Source organism: Stenotrophomonas sp. GD03654 (assembly GCF_029845105.1).
Lineage (GTDB): Bacteria > Pseudomonadota > Gammaproteobacteria > Xanthomonadales > Xanthomonadaceae > Stenotrophomonas > Stenotrophomonas africana.
Window position 1 is genome coordinate 22125 of the sequence record NZ_JAOCLC010000048.1, and the last position, 19570, is coordinate 41694.

18 protein-coding genes are annotated in these 19570 nt (G+C 65.6%); 4 read left to right on the forward strand and 14 right to left on the reverse strand.

Translation table 11 applies throughout. The features are described from left to right. Nucleotides 1-12 precede the first annotated feature (12 nt). Nucleotides 13-945: a LysR family transcriptional regulator gene (locus N5J73_RS16740; RefSeq protein WP_164078534.1), complete on the reverse strand. Its 933-nt coding sequence runs from the start codon at nucleotides 943-945 to the stop codon at nucleotides 13-15. A gap of 107 nt (nucleotides 946-1052) precedes the next feature. Between N5J73_RS16740 and N5J73_RS16745 the strand changes: the two genes are divergently transcribed. After that, entirely contained in the window at nucleotides 1053-2087 is a 1035-nt protein-coding gene (locus tag N5J73_RS16745; RefSeq protein WP_080354901.1) for an alcohol dehydrogenase catalytic domain-containing protein, read from the forward strand. Between the two features lie 61 nt (nucleotides 2088-2148). Here the strand turns inward: N5J73_RS16745 and der are convergent, their stop codons facing one another. The 7 genes from der to ndk all read right to left on the reverse strand — a co-directional run bounded on the left by der (nucleotide 2149) and on the right by ndk (nucleotide 8781). After that, the gene (der, locus tag N5J73_RS16750) at nucleotides 2149-3546 is read right to left on the reverse strand and encodes a ribosome biogenesis GTPase Der (protein ID WP_014036905.1); all 1398 of its coding nucleotides are present in this window, start codon (nucleotides 3544-3546) and stop codon (nucleotides 2149-2151) included. A 17-nt stretch (nucleotides 3547-3563) separates the two neighbouring features. Beyond that, nucleotides 3564-4772, reverse strand: a complete 1209-nt coding sequence (gene bamB / locus N5J73_RS16755; protein WP_049447870.1) for an outer membrane protein assembly factor BamB — start codon at nucleotides 4770-4772, stop codon at nucleotides 3564-3566. Further along, entirely contained in the window at nucleotides 4772-5410 is a 639-nt protein-coding gene (locus N5J73_RS16760; RefSeq protein ID WP_049447869.1) for a tetratricopeptide repeat protein, read from the reverse strand. Before N5J73_RS16760 ends, bamB begins: the two co-directional genes overlap by 1 nt. Before the next feature lie 65 nt (nucleotides 5411-5475). Further along, on the reverse strand, nucleotides 5476-6348 hold the full coding sequence (locus N5J73_RS16765; protein ID WP_164078526.1) for a RodZ domain-containing protein: 873 nt from the start codon (nucleotides 6346-6348) through the stop codon (nucleotides 5476-5478). 19 nt (nucleotides 6349-6367) lie between these two features. Continuing rightward, nucleotides 6368-7153 carry a type IV pilus biogenesis/stability protein PilW gene (gene pilW / locus N5J73_RS16770; protein WP_049447867.1) on the reverse strand — a complete coding sequence of 262 codons (786 nt, stop codon included), beginning with the start codon at nucleotides 7151-7153 and terminating at the stop codon, nucleotides 6368-6370. Further along, entirely contained in the window at nucleotides 7140-8345 is a 1206-nt protein-coding gene (rlmN, locus tag N5J73_RS16775) for a 23S rRNA (adenine(2503)-C(2))-methyltransferase RlmN (RefSeq protein WP_049447866.1), read from the reverse strand. Before rlmN ends, pilW begins: the two co-directional genes overlap by 14 nt. A 10-nt stretch (nucleotides 8346-8355) precedes the next feature. After that, complete coding sequence (ndk, locus tag N5J73_RS16780) at nucleotides 8356-8781, reverse strand: nucleoside-diphosphate kinase (RefSeq protein WP_008265389.1); 426 nt, start codon at nucleotides 8779-8781, stop codon at nucleotides 8356-8358. 302 nt (nucleotides 8782-9083) lie between these two features. Between ndk and N5J73_RS16785 the strand changes: the two genes are divergently transcribed. From N5J73_RS16785 to N5J73_RS16795, 3 genes are all read left to right on the forward strand, one after another. Then, nucleotides 9084-9749, forward strand: coding sequence for a TetR family transcriptional regulator (locus N5J73_RS16785; RefSeq protein ID WP_049447865.1), 666 nt, complete (start codon nucleotides 9084-9086; stop codon nucleotides 9747-9749). 26 nt (nucleotides 9750-9775) lie between these two features. Further along, nucleotides 9776-12148 (forward strand): 3-hydroxyacyl-CoA dehydrogenase/enoyl-CoA hydratase family protein, encoded by a 2373-nt coding sequence (locus tag N5J73_RS16790; protein WP_049447863.1) that lies wholly within the window; start codon nucleotides 9776-9778, stop codon nucleotides 12146-12148. 105 nt (nucleotides 12149-12253) lie between these two features. Beyond that, nucleotides 12254-13462, forward strand: a complete 1209-nt coding sequence (locus tag N5J73_RS16795; RefSeq protein WP_005409292.1) for an acetyl-CoA C-acyltransferase — start codon at nucleotides 12254-12256, stop codon at nucleotides 13460-13462. A gap of 480 nt (nucleotides 13463-13942) precedes the next feature. Here N5J73_RS16795 and galU read toward each other — a convergent pair whose 3' ends face one another. The 6 genes from galU to N5J73_RS16825 form a co-directional block, all read right to left on the reverse strand. After that, nucleotides 13943-14821 (reverse strand): UTP--glucose-1-phosphate uridylyltransferase GalU, encoded by an 879-nt coding sequence (galU, locus tag N5J73_RS16800; protein WP_049447862.1) that lies wholly within the window; start codon nucleotides 14819-14821, stop codon nucleotides 13943-13945. Next, nucleotides 14818-16731, reverse strand: a complete 1914-nt coding sequence (locus N5J73_RS16805; protein WP_049447861.1) for a nucleoside-diphosphate sugar epimerase/dehydratase — start codon at nucleotides 16729-16731, stop codon at nucleotides 14818-14820. Before N5J73_RS16805 ends, galU begins: the two co-directional genes overlap by 4 nt. Before the next feature lie 3 nt (nucleotides 16732-16734). Next, on the reverse strand, nucleotides 16735-17724 hold the full coding sequence (locus tag N5J73_RS16810; protein WP_049447860.1) for a glycosyltransferase family 4 protein: 990 nt from the start codon (nucleotides 17722-17724) through the stop codon (nucleotides 16735-16737). A 3-nt stretch (nucleotides 17725-17727) separates the two neighbouring features. Next, nucleotides 17728-18906 carry a lipopolysaccharide assembly protein LapB gene (lapB, locus tag N5J73_RS16815; RefSeq protein ID WP_049447859.1) on the reverse strand — a complete coding sequence of 393 codons (1179 nt, stop codon included), beginning with the start codon at nucleotides 18904-18906 and terminating at the stop codon, nucleotides 17728-17730. 6 nt (nucleotides 18907-18912) lie between these two features. Next, entirely contained in the window at nucleotides 18913-19197 is a 285-nt protein-coding gene (locus tag N5J73_RS16820) for a lipopolysaccharide assembly protein LapA domain-containing protein (protein WP_049447858.1), read from the reverse strand. A gap of 75 nt (nucleotides 19198-19272) precedes the next feature. Further along, nucleotides 19273-19570: integration host factor subunit beta (locus N5J73_RS16825; RefSeq protein ID WP_279937493.1), on the reverse strand; the 298-nt coding region annotated here is incomplete at its 5' end.

Sequence of the window (19570 nt, forward strand, 5' to 3'; positions counted from 1 at the left end):
CAATGCCCGGCGCTATGCGCGCTGTCCGCGCCCGCCGTGCTGTTCCTGAAGAAGACCGATCAGCGCTTTCAGCCCGGGCGGCACATGCCGATGGCCCGGGTAGTACAGCGAGAGGCCAGGAAATTCAGGACACCCGTCCTCAAGCAGGCGCAGCAGGCGGCCGTCGGCCAACGGCTCCAGTGCCAGATGCTCGGGAACGAAGGCAATGCCGATACCTTCAATGGCCGCGTCGACCATCAACGGCTGGTCCGTCAGCGTGATCGGCCCGGAGACGTTCACCCGCTCGGCGGCGCCTTGACGCTCGAACTCCCACCGGTAGATCGCCCCACTTTCGAAGCGGAAACGAATGCAGTCGTGCTGATGCAGATCCAGCGGCCGCAGTGGCCGGCCACGCGCCTGCAGGTACGCCGGCGAGGCAACTGCCGCGAACCGCATGGGCGCGGTCACCGCTATCGCGACCATGTCCCGCGGCACCGCTTCGGTCAGGCGGATACCCGCATCGAAACCGTCCGAAACAATATCGCCCAGCCTGCCGTCACTGACGATGTCCAGGTGGACCTGCGGATACTGGCGCAGGAACCGCGCAAGCACCGGCTTCAGTACGAGCCGTATGGCGCCCTCACTGGCGTTGATGCGGACCGTGCCACGCGGCGTGCCCGCTTGGGAATCCACGGACTGCAGGGCCTCCTCGATCGAGGCCATGGCCGGCCGCAGCTTTTCCGCCAGGCGCTCCCCGGCGTCGGTCAGCGAGACGCTGCGCGTGGTGCGGTTGAACAGGCGCGCGCCCAGCCGCTGCTCGAGCGCCTTGATCGCATGGCTGATTGCCGACGGGGTGATGTTCAATTCTGCCGCCGCGCTGCGGAAGCTGCGATGCGCCGCCACCGCCAGGAACGCGGTGAAGGGGGTCAGATCACCACCGCTGGACTGCTGAATTCCCTTCACCATATTATGAAATATTGAAGCGATTGTCTTGATAGTCAACCGATTCTACGCTTCTGGTTGCCCGTGGGCACAGGCCCTCGGCGCTCACCCACCGGGACAGGATCAAGACGATGAAAACGATGAAAGCGGTTGTGATGACCGGGCCGAATGCGCCGTGGCAGGTACAGGCCGTGCCGATGCCCGTGATCGAACCGGGCCAGGTACTGGTCAAGGTCCACGCATCGGGCATGTGCTACACGGACGTCTGGGCAACCCAGGGCTATGGCGGCGACATCTACCCGCAGACCCCGGGGCATGAAGTGGTCGGCGAGGTCGTGGAAGTAGGCGCGGGCGTGCACACGCGGCGGGTGGGTGATCGCGTGGGCACCTCATGGGTCCAGTCCGCGTGCGGCCGATGCCCCTACTGCCGCGAGAATCGCCCCTTGTCCGGACAGACCGCGATGAACTGCGATGCACCTCGCACCACCGGCTTCGCCGCCCAAGGTGGCCATGCGCAGTACATCGCCATCTCCGCCGAAGGCACGGTACTGCTGCCTGACGGCCTTTCCTACGTGGACGCGGCGCCGATGATGTGTGCCGGCTACACCACCTGGAGCGGACTGCGTGATGCGGCGCCCCAGCCACGGGAGAAGATCGCGGTACTGGGTATCGGTGGACTGGGCCATGTCGCCCTGCAGCTGTCCAAGGCCTGTGGCTTCGAGACCATCGCCATCACCCATTCCGCAGACAAGCATGCGCTTGCCCTGCAGCTAGGCGCCGACCAGGTCGTGGCCAATGGCAAGGAATTGAGAGCCATCGGCGGCGCTGATGTGCTGCTGGTGACCACCAATGAATTCAGCTCGGCCGAAGAAGCGATGACCGGCCTGCGTGTCGACGGGCGCGTTGTGCTGTGCGGCCTGGACTTCAGCCAGCCGTTCTCGATCTCGTCCGAGGGCGTGCCGTTCCACATGATGCGCCAGCGTGTGATCGGCGCCACCCATGGTGGCCAGCACTACCTCAGCGAAGTGCTGCAGCTTGCCGCTGCCGGCAAGGTGAAACCGATGGTCGAGACCTTTGATCTGGACCGCGCGACCGAAGCCTATGATCGGCTTTCGTCGGGAAGAATGAGGTTCCGTGGCGTGCTGTTGCCGTGGGGCCACGCCTGAGCAAGGCGGCCGCGCATGCACCACAACGAAAAAGGCGGCCCTCAGGCCGCCTATTTCTACATCACTTGCCCTTGACGTGCTTCATCAAGCGCCGCTTGGCCTTGACCTGCCGCTCGGTGAGGACGTTCTTCTTGCCCTCGTACGGGTTGGTACCCTCGCGGAAGATGAAGCTCACTGGCGTGCCGATCAGCTTGAAGCGTTTGCGGAAGAAGTTCTCCAGGTAGCGCTTGTACGATTCCTGCAGCTCCTTCAGGCGCGTGCCGTGCACGATGAAGGTCGGCGGGTTCGCGCCGGCCGGGTGCACGTAACGCAGCTTGGAGACGTGGCCGCGGATGGTCGGCGGCGGATTGGTCTCGTAGGCCACTTCCAGCGCCTTGTTCACTTCGCTGGTGGTGAAGGTCTTGTTCGCCGATTCGTGCGCGCGGTGCACCGCACGGAACAGCTCGCGCAGGCCCGAGCCATGCTTGGCCGAGATGCGCACGGACTCGGCCCACGGCACGAAGCCCAGCTTCAGCGACAGCATGGTTTCGGCCTGCTCGCGCTGGTACTCGGTCAGGCCATCCCACTTGTTGATGGCGATCACCAGCGCGCGACCGGCGTCGAGCACGGCACCGAGCACGGTAGCGTCCTGGTCGGTCACGCCTTCGGTGGCGTCGAGCATCAACACGGCTACCTGGCACTGCTCGATCGACTGCATGGTCTTGACCACCGAGAACTTCTCGACGACCTCGTCCACGCGCGAACGACGGCGCAGGCCGGCGGTATCGATCAGGCGGTACTCGCGGCCGTCGCGCTCCAGGTCCACTGCGATCGAGTCGCGGGTGGTGCCCGGCACGTCGGAGGCGATCATGCGCTCCTCGCCGAGGATGCGGTTGACCAGGGTCGACTTGCCCACGTTCGGGCGGCCGACGAAGGCGATGCGGATGCGGTTCGGATCGTTGTCCAGCTCTTCGCCACTGCCCTCTTCCGGCAGGCGCTGGATCACTTCGTCCAGCAGGTCGTCCAGACCCTGGCGATGCGCAGCCGACACGGTCAGCATCTCGCCGAAGCCGTAACGGGCGAACTCCGAACGCACGGTGTCCTCGTCGGTGCCGTCGATCTTGTTGATCAGCAGCAGCGTCGGGCGCGACAGCTTGCGCAGCCAGGCCAGGATCTCGTCATCCATCGCCGAGGTACCCTCACGGGCATCGACCACGAACAGGATCAGGTCGGCTTCCGCCGCAGCAGCGCGGGCCTGGCGGGTGGTAGCCCCTGCCAGACCCTCTTCCTCTTCCGCGATACCGCCAGTGTCGACGACGAGGAAATGATTGTCCTCGTCCAGACGACAGACGCCGTAGTTGCGGTCGCGGGTGACGCCGGGCTGGTCATGGACCAGCGCGTCACGGGTGCGCGTAAGCGCATTGAAAATAGTCGACTTGCCGACATTCGGCCGTCCAACCAGGGCGACCAAAGGCAGCATCGCGATTACTCCAATTTTTAATTTGCCAACCGGAAGGCGGTCAGCTTGCCATCAACGTTCTGCACCAGCAGCACCCCGTCTACGACGACCGGCTGGGCCAGCAGGGCGTCGCCGCCACTTTTTGCCCGTGCCGCCATCGCACCATCGGAGGTCTTCAACCAGTGCACGTATCCCTTGTAGTCGCCGACGACCACGTAATCGCCGTGCAGCGCCGGACCGGTCAGCGATCGACGCGCCAGCTCGGTCTGCGACCACATGGCGGCGCCGGTCGCCTTGTCCAGGCCGAACACGCCACCCTTGTTGTCGGTGACGAACACATTGCCCGACGACACCGCCACGCCACCTGCACCGCCATGGTCGCGCGCCCACAGCGGGCGACCGGTCGGGCCTTCGATGGCCATGGTCTGGTTCTTGAAGCTGCTCACGTAGAGGGTATTGCCCTCCAGCACCGGGGCGCCGTCGACGTCGGCCATGCGCTCCAGCTCGGTACGGCCTTCGCCGTTGCCCAGGTTCTGCTCCCACAGGGTACGGCCATCCTGCATGGCGAGCGCGGCAACCGCGCCTTCGTCCTTGCCGATGAACAGCACGCCCGGGCCGGTGACCACCGGCGCGTTGCCGCGCACCGTCAGCGCCGGCAGCTCGCTCGGGTTGAACCACTTCTGGGTGCCGTTGCCGGCATCGAAGGCGGTGATGCGGCCATCATTGCTGCGCACGAACACCAGGCCCTGGGCCACGGCCGGCGCCGCAATCACTTCACCCGGAACACGGGCGCGCCACTTCTCGCTGCCATCGTTGATGTCCAGGGCGATGACCTGGCCATCCAGCGTGCCGATCACGACCAGGTTCTCACCGACACCCGGGCCGCCGGACAGGCGCAGCTTCGGCTTCTTCTTTTCCTTGGTCGGCTCCCAGGTCCAGACCTTCTTGCCGGTCTGCAGGTCGATGGCGTGCACGCCGCCGGTGATCGCCGCAGCGAACACATGGCCGTTGGCGACAGCCGGGCCCTGGCGCACGCCGATGCGGCGCTCGCCCTTACCGAGGTTGACCGACCAGGCCTTGTTGACCTTCACGCTCGGCTCGAACTTGACCAGCTCAGCCGGCTCCTGGGCCTTCTTCGCTGCCGCGTCCTTGCCGGCGAACCAGCCCTTCATGGTGCTGCAGCCGGTCAGGGCCATGCCCATCAGGAGCACGGTGGCGACGCGGGTGATCATGACCTTCTGACTCATCAAACCGACTCCGCAGGGGCGGCGACCGTGCCGCCGGCATCCATAACCTTGGTTTCCAGCAGGCGCCGCTGCGGCGCTGCCACGTCCAGCGACTTCAACGCCTTCTCGTACTGTGCACGGGCATCATCACGCTTGCCCTGCGCCAGCAGCGCGTCGCCATGGATTTCCAGGCTGCTGCTGTCGGTGGCGCTGCCCAGCAGCTTGATCGCCTCGTCGCTCTTGCCGGTGGCCACCAGCAGGCGGGCCACACGCTGGTCGACCACGCGCTGCAGGTCACCTTCAACCTTCACGGCGCGCAGGGTGGCCAGCGCTTCTTCATTCTTGCCGGCGTCGACCTGGGCCTTAGCCAGCTGCAGCGCCGCGAGGTCGCCATAGATGCTGGACGGGCCGGCTTCGAGCGCCTTCACTGCCTTGGCAGCGTCGTCGAGCTTGTTCTGCTGCAGGCCGACCAGCGCCTTCTGGTACTCGACATTGGCCGAGGCCAGCTTGCCGCCCTGATCCTTCTGGTACCACTGCCAGCCGGCAATGACACCGATCGCGATGGCTACGCCACCGAGGATGCTGGCGCCATTCTTCCGCAGCCAGCTGCGGACGCGTTCACTTTGTTCGTGCTCGTCGAGCAGATCGTCGATCGCCATGCGTACTCTCGCCCCGCCCGTCGGGAGGGACCATTGGGATTAATCGAAGGTGGTGAAACCGCGCCTCAGTGCGAAACCGGGACTACGGAGCCTTCAGAGGATACCTGAAAGCGTGCCACGTTGGCTCGCTGGTAGGGGGTCAGATCGACGATAGCGCCGTTCTGCTGAACCTGGACCGCCGATGCGTTGCCCAGGGTCACCCGGGTCACCTGGCCCGGGGTGAAGCTGCGGCTTTCGCCGGACTTGATCAGCGCCTTCTCGACGGTGCCACCGTCCGGACCGCCGATATCAACCCAGCTGTCACCGCTGAACTGCATTTCCAGCGTGTTGCCGACCGCGGCCGGCGCCGGGGCCGAACGCGGCACCGGGGCCAGCGAGGCCACGTACGGGGTCGCGGCCGGCTTGCTGGCCGGAACGCCCGCCACATCAGCCGGTGCCGTCGGCTCAACGCCTGCGGCAGACGGGGTCACCGGCACGGCGGCCGGGATCGCATCCAGCGAGGCCGTGTTCGGCGACGGGGTGGCACTGCCATCGAAGTGACCGCGGGTGGCGAACCACACCGGCACGGCCAGCACCGCGGTGATGCCGACATAGAGCATGCGCCGGCCAAGGTTCTCGGCAATACGGCGCGCACGCGGGGTATGGGTATGGCTGACCAGGGTGGGCGGCACCACCGGCCCGACCTGGGCCTGCTCCAGCAGCTGCCCCACGTCCACGTTGAGCAGGCGCGCATAGCTGCGCAGCTGACCGCGCACGAACACCGGTGCGCCGAGCTTCTGCCATTGTTCTTCTTCCAGCGACCTGACCACCTGGACCGGCATGCGCAGGCGCGAGCCGACATCTTCGAGGGTCAGTCCGGCCGCCTCACGGGCCTGGCGCAGGCGGGTGCCGCAGCCGGCCGCAGTCTCGAGAGCGCTCACAGTCTGGTCATCAATCACAATGCATCAACCCTGGAGTTTAGGAGCCCGCGTCCTGCGGAAATTCCTTTCGAATCCGCTGAAGATAGCGATCAGATGCCGCCCGATCACCCAGCCGCGCTTCGATTTGAGACGCAAGTTGTAACACGGAACGCGTTGCGGGTGCAGCCGCAATCCTACGTTCGGCGAAGGCCCGGGCCTCCATGAAGCGGCCCTGGCGGAAGCTGAGCTGGGCCATCGCCTCCAGCGCGACCGGGTTTCCGGGCAGCGTCGCCAGCGCCGCACGCAGGTCGCGCTCGGCACGTTCGAACTGGCCGGCATCCAGCGCACAGCCCCCGGCATTGGCCTGGGACTCGGCCGGCGTGGCGTAGCCCGGCGCCTGCAGCGCACGATCGAACCAGACCAGCGACTCGGCCGGCCGGCCCTGCTGGCACAGCCACGCGCCGTAGTTGTTGAGGATGTCCCCGCGCTGCGGCGCCTGTTCGGCAGCCCTGCGGAAGCTCTCGCCAGCCTGCTGGGTACGGCCACGGCGCTCGTCGATGCCCGCCAGCAGCACCAGCGCATCGGGAGATTCAGGGGCCAGCTTCAGCGCCTCGCGCGCCTTGCGTTCGGCCGCATCGAGGTTGCCGACCTGGATGTCGCGGGCGGCCAGTGCCAGCAGGTCCTGCAGGCGCACCTGACGCCGCACGCTGTCCGGATCACGGACCGAGTAGACCGGCGCCTCGCTGGGGCCCAGCTTGGCCTTGGGTTGGGATTTGCAGCCGCCGACCGCAACGGCCAGCACGCCTGCGAACAGAACCAGCCAGAGGCGGTCAGGCCGCGGCATCGCTCCCCTTCCCCGCCTGCAGCGTCTTGTTGAACTCCGCCTGGCGGCGGGTGCGGTCCATCACCTGGCCCTTGAGCTGGCCACAGGCGGCGTCGATGTCGTCGCCACGGGTGCGGCGGACCATGGTCAGCACGTTGCTGTCGAGCAGGATCTTCTGGAAGGCGCGGATATGCGCTTCTTCCGAACGCTCGTAGCGGGTACCCGGGAACGGGTTGAAGGGAATCAGGTTGACCTTGCCCGAATCCTTGGCCTGCACCGCGTTGTCGAACTGGCGCATCAGGCGGGCCAGCTCGCGGGCATGCTCGGGCTTGTCGTTGATGCCCTTCATCAGGGTGTATTCGAAGGTGACCGATTCGCGGCGCTTGTTGGCGCGCAGGTAGCGTGCGCACGAGGCCATCAGCTCGGCGATCGGGTACTTCTTGTTGAGCGGCACCAGGGTCTCGCGCAGCGCGTCGTTCGGCGCATGCAGCGACACCGCCAGCGACACGTCGCTTTCGGCAGACAGGCGGTCGATCTGCGGCACCAGGCCGGAGGTCGACAGGGTCACGCGCTTGTTGGCCAGGCCGTAGCCCAGGTCGTCGCGCATCACGCTCATGGCGCGCACGACGTTGTCGAAATTCATCAGCGGCTCGCCCATGCCCATCATCACCACGTTGGTGAGGCGGCGCATCTGGTGCGGCACGTTGCCCAGATGACGCGCGGCAACCCACACCTGGCCGATGATCTCGGCAGTGGTCAGGTTGCGGTTGAAGCCCTGGGTAGCAGTGGAGCAGAACGTGCAGTTCAGGCCGCAACCGACCTGCGAGGACACGCACAGCGTGCCGCGGGTCTTGTCCGGGATGTACACGGTCTCGATGGCGTTCTTGCCATCCACGCCCATCGCCAGCAGCCACTTGTGGGTGCCGTCGGCGGAGGGCTTGTCGAACACGATGTTGGGAACCAGCACCTCGGCATGGGCCTGCAGCTTGGCGCGCAGAACCTTGCCGAGGTCGGTCATTTCATCGAAGTCGGTGACGTAGCGATGGTGGATCCACTTCATCACCTGATGGGCACGGAACTTCTTTTCGCCAAGAATCTCGACGAAAAACTTCTCCAGGCCCGCGCGATCGAGGTCGAGCAGGTTCTGCTTGCCAGCCGTGGGTGCCGACTTCGGCAGCGGCTGGATGGCGGGGGACTGTACGACCTCGTTCACGGCATTACTCTCAGCGCGAGACGACTTCGGTGGCGGCGAAGAAGTAGGCGATTTCAATCGCGGCATTCTCGACCGAGTCCGAGCCGTGGGCGGCGTTGGCATCGATGGATTCGGCGAAGTCGGCGCGGATGGTGCCCGCAGCGGCTTCCTTCGGGTTGGTGGCGCCCAGCAGGTCGCGGTGGGCCAGGACGGCGTTCTCGCCTTCCAGGGCCTGGATCATCACCGGGCCGGAGATCATGAACTCGACCAGCGCGTTGAAGAACGGACGCTCGCGGTGCACGGCGTAGAAGCCTTCGGCTTCACGGCGCGACAGCTGCTTGTACTTGGCGGCCACGACCTTCAGGCCGGCCTTCTCGAAGCGGGCGTAGATTTCGCCGATGACGTTCTTGGCAACGGCGTCCGGCTTGATGATCGAAAGGGTGCGCTCCAGCGCCATGGGATGTCTCCAATGGAATCGGGCCGCTGATGGCCCGAAGGGTAACATGAAAAAAACCCGCGTCGGGACGCGGGCTTAGCCTGATAAACGTAGGCGAATTGTAAAAGATAAAGCGCTGGCGTGGTAGTGCCGGCCGCTGGCCGGCCTTGGACGCCATTCAACCTCGGAGCGGCCGGCACTACCCCATTCACCCACCTGAGTGAAATCTGACCGGGCCGGCCGGTTTTGCTGCACTGCAAAATGCCATACGGTACCGTCTGGTCCTAGTATCAAACAATCGTTTGATTAAGGTCCGCCCGCCGATGGCCAAACCCGCCCACTTCTCGACCAAGGACCGCATCCTCGGCGCGGCCGAGGAGCTGTTCGCACAGCACGGCTTCGCCGGCACCTCGCTGCGCCAGGTGACCAGCCAGGCCGACGTCAACATCGCAGCGGTCAACTACCACTTCGGCTCCAAGGAAAACCTGGTCAACGAAGTCTTCCGCCGCCGCATGGACGAGATGACCGGCGCGCGCCTGGCGCAGCTGGAGCGCGCCCGCAGCGAACACCCCGGGCAGCTGCGCCCGGTGCTGGCCGCCTTCGTCGAGCCGGCGCTGGCGCTGGCCCAGGACCGCCAGAACGGCGGCGCCTTCGTGCGCGTGATCGCCCGCGCATACGCCGAAAAGAACGACAACCTGCGCAAGTTCCTGTCCGACCACTACGGCCACGTGCTGCGTGCGTTCGGCAAGGCCATCGGCGAATGCGTGCCCGACCTGAGCAAGGAGGAGCTGTACTGGCGCCTGGATTTCCTGGCCGGCTCGCTCACCTATGCCATGGCCGACTTCGGGCTGATCAAGCGTCCCGCCGGTGTCACCGAAGCGGCGCATCGTGCCCATGCCGCCCACGAACTGATCCATTTCGCCGAAGCCGGGTTCCGCGCCGCCGCACGCGCCAGCGCCCTGCCCGCTTCCCTTGATTCCACCCAGTAACTGCTGACCAACAAAGGCCCTACACCATGTCCAATTCCCTGCTAGTCCGCCGCGCCGCCGTGCTGGGTGCCGGCGTCATGGGTGCCCAGATCGCCGCCCACCTCACCAACGCTGGCGTCGACACCGTGCTGTTCGACCTGCCTGCCAAGGAAGGTCCGGCCGACGGCATCGTGCTGAAGGCGATCGCCAACCTGGGCAAGCTGAGCCCGGCGCCGCTGGCCAGCAAGTCGCTGGCCGAAGCCATCACCCCGGCCAACTATGAGTCGGGCCTGGAACAGTTGAAGGACTGCGACCTGATCATCGAGGCCATTGCCGAGCGCATGGACTGGAAGCAGGACCTGTACAAGAAGATCGCGCCGTTCGTGGCCGACCACGCGGTGCTGGCCTCCAACACCTCGGGCCTGGGCATCAACAAGCTGGCCGACGTGCTGCCCGAGCAGCTGCGTCACCGCTTCTGCGGCGTGCACTTCTTCAACCCGCCGCGCTACATGCACCTGGCCGAGCTGATCCCGGCCACCACCACCGATGCCGCCGTGCTGGAAGGCCTGGAAGCATTCCTGGTCACCACCCTGGGCAAGGGCGTGGTGTACGCCAAGGACACCCCGAACTTCATCGGCAACCGCATCGGCGTGTTCTCGATCCTGTCCACCATTTACCACACCCAGCAGTTCGGCCTGGGCTTCGATGAAGTGGACGGCCTGACCGGCCCGCTGGTCGGCCGCCCGAAGTCGGCCACCTACCGCACCTCCGACGTGGTCGGCCTGGACACCATGGCCCACGTCATCAAGACCATGGGCGACACCCTGCCGAACGACCCGTGGCATGAGTTCTTCAAGTCGCCGAAGTGGCTGGACGCGCTGATTTCCAAGGGCGCACTGGGCCAGAAGACCGGTGCCGGCATCTTCCGCAAGGTCGGCAAGGACATCGTCGTGCTCGACCTGGAGAAGCAGGACTACCGCCCGGCCGACCGCACCGCCGCACCGGAAGTGGTCGAGATCCTGAAGATCAAAAACCCGGCCGAGAAGTTCGCCAAGCTACGCGAGAGCCAGCACCCGCAGGCGCAGTTCCTGTGGGCGACCTTCCGCGATCTGTTCCACTACAGCGCCTACCACCTGGCCGACATCGCCGAGACCGCGCGCGACGTCGACCTGGCCATCCGCTGGGGCTACGGCTGGTCGCTGGGCCCGTTCGAAACCTGGCAGGCCGCCGGCTGGAAGCAGGTCGCGCAGTGGATCGCCGATGACATCGTGGCCGGCAAGAGCATGAGCAACGCCCCGCTGCCGGACTGGGTGTTCGATGGCCGCGACGGCGTGCACGCCGCCGAAGGCAGCTACAGCCCGTCGCGCAACGCCAAGCTGCCGCGCTCGTCGCTGCCGGTGTACCAGCGCCAGCGTTTCCCCGATCCGCTGCTGGGCGAAAAGTTCGCGCCGGGCGAGACCGTGTTCGAGAACGACGGCCTGCGCATGTGGCACGACGGTGATGGCATCGCCGTGGTCAGCTTCAAGACCAAGATGAACACCGTGTCCGACCAGGTGCTTGATGGCCTGCAGGAATGCGTGAGCCGCGCCGAGAAGGATTTCCAGGGCCTGGTGATCTGGCAGCAGAAGGAACCGTTCTCCGCCGGTGCCGACCTGGCCGGCGCGCTCGGCCTGCTGCAGGCCGGCAAGGTCGACCAGTTCGAAGAGATGGTGCACAACTTCCAGCGCACCAGCCAGCGCATCAAGTACTCGCTGGTGCCGGTGGTGGCCGCCGTGCGCGGCCTGGCGCTGGGTGGCGGCTGCGAGTTCCAGATGCACAGCGCCAAGACCGTAGCCTTCCTGGAAAGCTACATCGGCCTGGTCGAGGCCGGCGTCGGCCTGCTGCCGGCCGGTGGTGGCCTGAAGGAACTGGCCGTGCGCGCCTCGCAGGCCGCGGGCCCGGGCGGTGACGTGTTCGCGGAACTGAAGAAGACCTTCGAGACCGTGGCGATGGCCAAGGTGTCCAACTCGGCGGTCAACGCCAAGGAACTGGGCCTGCTGCGCAGCACCGACAAGGTGGTGTTCAACAGCTACGAGGCCCTGCACATCGCCAAGGCCGAAGCACGCGCCCTGGCCGAAGCGGGCTACCGCCCGCCGCTGCCGGCACGCCGCATCCAGGTCGCCGGTGACGTGGGTATCGCCACCTTCAAGATGATGCTGGTCAACATGCTGGAAGGCCGCTTCATCAGCCCGTACGACTACGAGATTGCCGAGCGCATCGCCACCGTGCTGTGTGGCGGCAAGGTCGACCGCGGCACCCTGGTGGACGAAGAGTGGCTGCTGACCCTGGAGCGCAAGCACTTCGTCGAACTGGCCCAGCAGGAAAAGACCCAGGCCCGCATCGCGCACATGCTGAAGACCGGCAAGCCGCTGCGTAACTGATCGCCCCTCCCTGCTTTTGGTGGGTGCCGACCGTTGGTCGGCACTCCCTGATGTGGCAGTCGAGCATGGCTCGACTCTACAAACCCTATTCGAGAGATCACTGCAATGACCAAGCAAATCCAGGACGCCTACATCGTCGCCGCCACCCGCACCCCGGTTGGCAAGGCGCCCAAGGGCATGTTCCGCAACACCCGCCCCGATGACATGCTGGCCCACGTGCTGCGCAGCGTCGTCGCGCAGGCACCGGGCGTGGACGTCAACCGCATCGATGACGCGATCATCGGCTGCGCCATGCCGGAAGCCGAGCAGGGCATGAACGTGGCACGCATCGGCGTGCTGCTGGCCGGCCTGCCGAACACCATCGCCGCGCAGACCGTGAACCGCTTCTGCTCCTCCGGCCTGCAGGCCGTGGCGCAGGCCGCCGACGCGATCCGCCTGGGCAATGCCGACCTGATGCTGGCCGGCGGCACCGAGTCGATGTCGATGGTGCCGATGATGGGCAACAAGATCGCGATGGCGCCGAGCGTGTTCGACAACGACCACGTGGCCATCGCCTACGGCATGGGCATCACCGCCGAGAAGGTCGCCGAAGAGTGGAAGGTCTCGCGCGAAGACCAGGACGCCTTCGCCCTGGCCTCGCACCAGAAGGCCATGGCCGCCATCCAGAACGGCGAGTTCAAGGACGAGATCAGCCCGTACGAGATCGTCTCGCACCTGCCGGACCTGGCCGATGGCCAGCGCATCATCACCCGCAACAAGATCGCCGACACCGACGAAGGCCCGCGCCCGGATTCGTCCGCTGAAGGCCTGGCCAAGCTGCGCCCGGTGTTCCGCAACGGTCAGTTCGGCGGCACCGTCACCGCCGGCAACTCGTCGCAGATGAGCGATGGCGCCGGCGCCGTGCTGCTGGCGTCGGAGCAGGCGATCAAGGATTACGGCCTGACCCCGCTGGCCCGCTTCGTCAGCTTCTCGGTGGCCGGCGTGCGCCCGGAAGTGATGGGCATCGGCCCGATTGCCGCGATTCCCAAGGCCCTGAAGCAGGCCGGCCTGACCCAGGACCAGCTGGACTGGATTGAACTGAACGAAGCGTTCGCCGCGCAGTCGCTGGCGGTGATCCGCGATTGCGGCCTGGACCCGAGCAAGGTCAACCCGCTGGGTGGCGCAATCGCCCTGGGCCACCCGCTGGGTGCGACCGGCGCGATCCGTACCGCGACCCTTCTGCACGGTCTGCGTCGTCGCCAGCAGAAGTACGGCATGGTGACGATGTGCATCGGCACCGGCATGGGCGCAGCGGGTATTTTCGAGGCGCTGTAAGGTTCAAAGCGTTGCCGGCTGATTGTTGGTTGGCTGTGGGGCCCGGGTGGGTGAGGCTGCCCGGGACACGCCGTAAACCCGTCCCTGGGGGCTTGGCAGCGGCATCCATGCCGCTGACAGTCCCGGTCAGCCTCACCCACCCGCGCCACCCAACATTCCGCGCGGCGGAGGGGTGAGCAAAGGCAGGGTCAAAGGCCGGGGTCAGAGCCCTTTGCTGCGCAAAGGGATCTGACCCCAACAATCAAAAAAGGCAGCCAGAGGCTGCCTTTTTTGATTGTGCTTCTGCCTTTGATTCCGCCCATCCCGTCCGCGCCGCACGGAAACTGTCGAGAGGGGGCGGATGGCCCTCTCCAAAACCGTTGGCGCCATGGATGGCGCCATCGAGCACCATGGAAGGGCTTTGGCGTGTTTTGGAGAGGGCCATCCGCCCCCTCCCCCACGTATCAATCAAGGCGCCGCGAACGGAGCGCTTGATAAACCTTATTCCGCCAACATCGCCGTCAGTTTCTCCCGCGCCGGGCCGGCCAGCTTCGGGTTGTCCAGCGCGAAGCGGATCGTCGCTTCCACCAGCCCCAGGTGCGTGCCGCAGTCGAAGCGGGTGCCCTCGAAACGATAGGCATCCACCTCTTCGGTCTTCAGCAGCTGCGCGATCGCATCGGTCAGCTGGATCTCGCCGCCGGCACCGCTGCCGGTCTGCTCCAGCAGCTCGAAGATCTTCGGGCTCAGCACGTAGCGTCCGACCACCGCCAGGTCGCTCGGGGCGTCCTCCGGCTTCGGCTTCTCCACGATCTGCGAAATGCGTCCCTTGCGGCCATCGAAGGCCTCGGTCGCGACGATGCCGTAGCTGGCGGTCTTGTCGTGCGGCACATCTTCAACGGCAATGACACTGGCGCCACTGGCTTCGTTGAGATCGGCCATCTGCTTCAGCGCACCAGCACCGCGGTTCCAGATCAGGTCGTCCGGCAGCAGTACCGCGAACGGCTCGTCACCGATCACGGCCTTCGCACACAGCACCGCATGGCCCAGGCCCAGCGCCTCGGCCTGGGTTACGAAAACCGCACGCACGCCGTTGGGCAGCACGTGACGGATCAGCTCCAGCTGCTCCTGCTTGCCGGCACGCTCGAGCTTCTGCTCCAGTTCGTAGGCCTTGTCGAAGTAGTCGGCAACTGCATGCTTGTAGCGGTTGGTGATGAACACCAGGGTGTCGCAGCCCGCTTCGATCGCTTCATCCACAGCGTACTGGATCAGCGGACGATCAATGATCGGCAGCATTTCCTTCGGCACCGTCTTGGTTGCCGGTAAAAAGCGCGTCCCTAGCCCTGCCACTGGAAAAACTGCCTTGCGAATTCGCTTGCTCATTGGTGCCTGTTGGCCTCACGTGCCGGAAAGGGCACGACTTTAGCGGATGAAATGTAAGCATCCTGTTCGATCGGTGAGAACTCCGGCATCGTCGCGAACAGGACTTCCTTGATGGTGTCGGTGTCGTAGCTGCACACCGCTTCGCGCAGGCGCGGCACGTTACCCAGCACCAGATCGCGCGAGAACATGCGTACACCGGCCTCGAGGATCTTCGGGTGCGCGGTGGCGCGGTAATCTTCGTCCGAATAGAACAGCGTCTCGTGCAGCTTCTCGCCCGGACGCAGGCCGGTATAGATGATCGGGATGTCCTTGTACGGCTGCTTGCCTGCCAGGCGGATCATCTGCTCGGCCAGCAGCCGGATCGGCACCGGCTCGCCCATGTCCAGCGTGTAGATCGCACCGTGCGACGCCGAGGCGGCCGCCTGCAGGATCAGCTGGCAGGCCTCGGGAATCGTCATGAAGTAGCGGCTGACTTCCGGATCGGTGACCGTCACCGGCCCGCCACGCAGGATCTGTTCGCGGAACAGCGGGACCACGCTGCCGGCCGAGGCCAGCACGTTACCGAAGCGCACCGTGACGAAACGGGTATGCGTGGACCTCTGGTCCAGGCTCTGGCAGATCATCTCGGCGTAGCGCTTGCTGGCACCCAGCGCATTGACCGGGTCGACCGCCTTGTCGGTGGAGATGAACACGAAATGTTCGACACGGGCCTCAAGGCAGGCGCGCGCCACGTTCTCGGTCGCCAGGATGTTGTTGCGCACGGCTTCGCGCAGCTGCCGCTCAAGCACCGGCACATGCTTGTAGGCCGCGGCATGGAAGGCGGTATCGACCGGATGCAGCGACAGCGCATGGCGGATCACCGCCGGGTCACCGCAGTCACCCAGTACCGCTTCGATCTCGACATCGGGGAAACTGCGGCGCAGCTCACCCTCGATGGTCAGCAGCAGCAGTTCACTCATCTCCAGCAGGATGATGCGGCCGGCGCCATGGCGCGCACACTGGCGGCACAGCTCCGAACCAATCGAACCGCCGGCGCCGGTCACCATCACGGTACGCCCGCCCAGCCAGCCTCGGATGAGGCTCCAGTCCGGGGTGATCGGCTTGCGGCCGAGCAGGTCCTCGATCGCCACTTCCTTCAGCTGGCCCGGCAGCGACTGGCCCTGCAGGATGTCGCTGAGCTTGGGCACGGTCCGGAACGGCACGCCGGTGCTTTCACAGATGGCAACCACCCGTTGCATGCCTGCGGCGTCCAGCGAGGGCATGGCGATCACCAGCAGCTTGGCGGCGGTCTCGCGGACCACTGCCGGGGCATCATCCAGGCTGCCGAGGATGGGCAGCCCCTGCAGCTTGGCGCCACGCAGGTGCGGTGCATCATCCAGCAGACCGACCGGCTCGAAGTTGCCGGAACGGCGCAGGTCACGGACCAGGGTTTCAGCCGCCTGCCCGGCGCCCAGGATCAATACCCGGCGTGCGCTGGAATCCGACTGCAGCGCCTGATAGTCCTTCCAGGCCCGGTACAGCAGCCGCGGCGCGCCCAGCAGCGCCGACAGCGCGAACGGATAGATCACCAGCACCGACATCGGAACGCCATCGAAGCGCTTCCACATCAGTACCAGCACGATGCCGACCAGGCCGATGAAGCTGGCCTTGAAGATGTTCAGCAGGTCGCTGACGCTGGCGAAACGCCACAGGCCGCGATACAGGCCCACGCGCCAGAACACCAGGCCCTGCAGCAGCAGCACCAGCGTGGTATCGACATTCCAGAGGGGCAGCGCCGGCGCGTTGGGGAGGATCGAGTACCGCCCCGCGTGGAGCAGCTGCCAGCATGCCCAGACCATGAACAGGTCGTGGCAGACGATGGCCGAACGCGGCATCAGGCCGAGAATTCTGTCCCGCCAGGGTGAAGCCATAAGTCAGGTAGTTCCTTGTCGGTGACGCAATCCATTGCGCAGGAAGAGCCAGAGGGCGATCAGCGCAATGAACCACGCGATCGCCACGACAGCCTCCCACCTCGGCTGCAAATTCGAGCAGACATTAAGCACTGTAATACTGAACAGGCCCAAAGCAAAGTACATCCCTGTCACCTGGGCATGGCTGGCTCCTGCCTGCACCGCCCGCTGGTAGACGTGCTGGGTATGGGGTTCCATCCAGCGTTGCCCTGAAATGATGCGCGCCAGCAGCGTGAAGCCTGCGTCCACGAGGAACGTCGAGGCCGGCACCAGCAACAGGATCCAGTGGATATCGGTCTTCAGGCTTGCGATCGCCAGAACGACGGCAACCGCATATCCCAGTGCGCCACTTCCGACATCACCCATGAAGATCCGCGCCCGTGGGAAGTTGAACGGCAGAAAACCCAGGCAGGCCAGACCGAGGGCCACGGCCGCAAGCGAGTACGGCCAGGGCAGCACTGGTGCCAGGCCCAGCGCGACCACGACAGCCTGGCTGGCGGCAATGCCGTTGATGCCATCCATGAAGTTCCAGATGTTGATCAACGAGGCAGTGAACAGCAGCACCAGCACGGCCAGCAGCCAGCTGCCACCGTGCACCTTTACCAGTGCGGCCAGCAGTGCGGCAGCAATGAAATGCACCATCAGACGGCGCATGGCCGGCAGCGGCCTGTGGTCGTCCCACCAGCCGATACCCGCCACCAGCACCAGTCCCAGACTGACAAGCAGCAGGCTCGGCATTGCTGCGGGCCAGATCCACATCGCCACGCCCGCAGTGACCAGGAGGCTGATGACGATGGCGATGCCGCCGCCGCGCGGGGTCGCCACGCTATGGCTGCGACGCTCGCCCGGCTGGTCCATCAACTGCTGGCGCAGGGCATAGCCCCGCGCAGCCCACGTCAGCGCCGCACTCAGCAGGGCCAGCCCCAGCAGCGCGCCCATCACGAGCCACGGCATGGATCAGAGCACCGCGTAATTCAGCAGCGGCTTGACCGTGCCCCACTCCTTGCAGCTCGGGCACTGCCAGTGGTGAGTGCGTGCACCGAATCCACAGCGGGTGCAGCGATAAGCAGGGTTGCGCACCAGCAGCTGATCGGTGATGTGCTTGAGGTCGTGCAGGGTGGCGGTGGAATCGGCGCCTTCGGCCAGCGTCAGGTCGATCAGCGCGGACTCGCCACGTACCGACGGACGATCTTTCAGCTGGCGACCGAGGTAGGCACGGGCCGGGGCCACGCCCTCCTGCTCTTCCATCAGACGGGTCAATGCCAGCACCGGCGCAATGCCACGGTAGTGCTCGGTCATCTCCGAAAGGAAGGCACGCGCGCCACCGAGATCACCGACCTTGCGATAGTTCTGCATCAATGCGGGCAGCAACTCCGGCAGATACTCGGGGTCGTTGCGCGCGGCGCGCTCGAACGCACGCACGGCGGCTTCGGCGTTGCCCGCATCCGTCTCCAGGCGCCCTTCGATGATGCCCGCGCGTACCGACATGGCATCGGCCTGGTAGGCACGAGCGATCGCCGCCCTCGCCTCTTCCAGCTTGCCGGCGCCGCGGAAACGCTCGGCCAGCTCGCATTCGAACTGCCCGATCAGCTTGCCCATCGGCTCGCCGGTCACGTCTTCGAAGCGGGTGGCATTGTCGATCGCCTTTTCCCAGTCGCGCTCGGCCTGGTAGATGCCGATCAGGTGCTTCAGCGCCTGCGGTGCACGCTGGTCCAGCTGCGCCAGCTCGGTGAACACGGTCTCGGCGCGGTCCAGCAGACCGGACTTCATGTAGTCCTCGCCCAGCGCCAGCAGGGCCTGCACGCGCTGTGCATCGCTCAGGTCATGGCGGTTGACCAGGCCCTGGTGCAGGCGGATCGCGCGATCCACCTCACCGCGACGGCGGAACAGGTGGCCCAGCGCGACCTGGGTCTCGAAGGTTTCCTTGTCCAGCTCGGCGATGTGCAGGAACAGCTCGATGGCCTTGTCCGGCTGTTCGTTGAGCAGGTAGTTCAGACCGCGGAAGTAGGTGCTGGACAGTCGGCTCACCTGGTTGTCACCGTGACGTTGACCGCCACGCCGTCCGATCACCCACCCGGCCAGTGCAGCCAACGGAACGAACAGAAAGAACCAGAACCACTCGGTGACGAAATCCATCTTCGATCAACGTCCATCAAAAGATTGGGGGGAAACGCCTGCGGCCGGCGTGGCCGCCACGGACTTGTTGGCGCGGCGCAACTGGCTGTAGAGCGGAATGACCACGCTCACCAGCACCAGACCGGCACCGACCACGACACCGATCAGCAGGGCGGCAATCAGCGCCACACCGACGGAGGTGTTCAATTGGGTAAACAGCAGGTTGATCGACATTGCGGTCATGTTGACCGCACCAATGATCAGCCCAAGGATCAGGACCGCCAGCAGGACCAGCAGACGAAAAACCTTCATGCGACAGCTCCAGTGGCAGGAGTCCGTAGCTTATCCGACTCGCGGCTGGATTCGCACGCGGTGGCGCGACGGGGCTCAGGCCGGATCGGCGTCCAGCGGCAGCACACTGCTGACCCGCTCGCGCAGTTCCTTGCCCGGCTTGAAATGGGGGACATGCTTGCCCGGCAGGGCAACCGATTCGCCGGTCTTCGGGTTGCGACCCAGGCGCGGCGGACGATAGTGCAGCGAAAAGCTGCCGAAACCACGGATTTCGATGCGATCCCCGGCGGACAGCGATCCGCCCATCATTTCCAGCAACGACTTCACCGCCAGATCGACATCATCGGCCTTCAGGTGCGCCTGGCGGCGCGCAAGGATTTCGATCAGTTCGGAT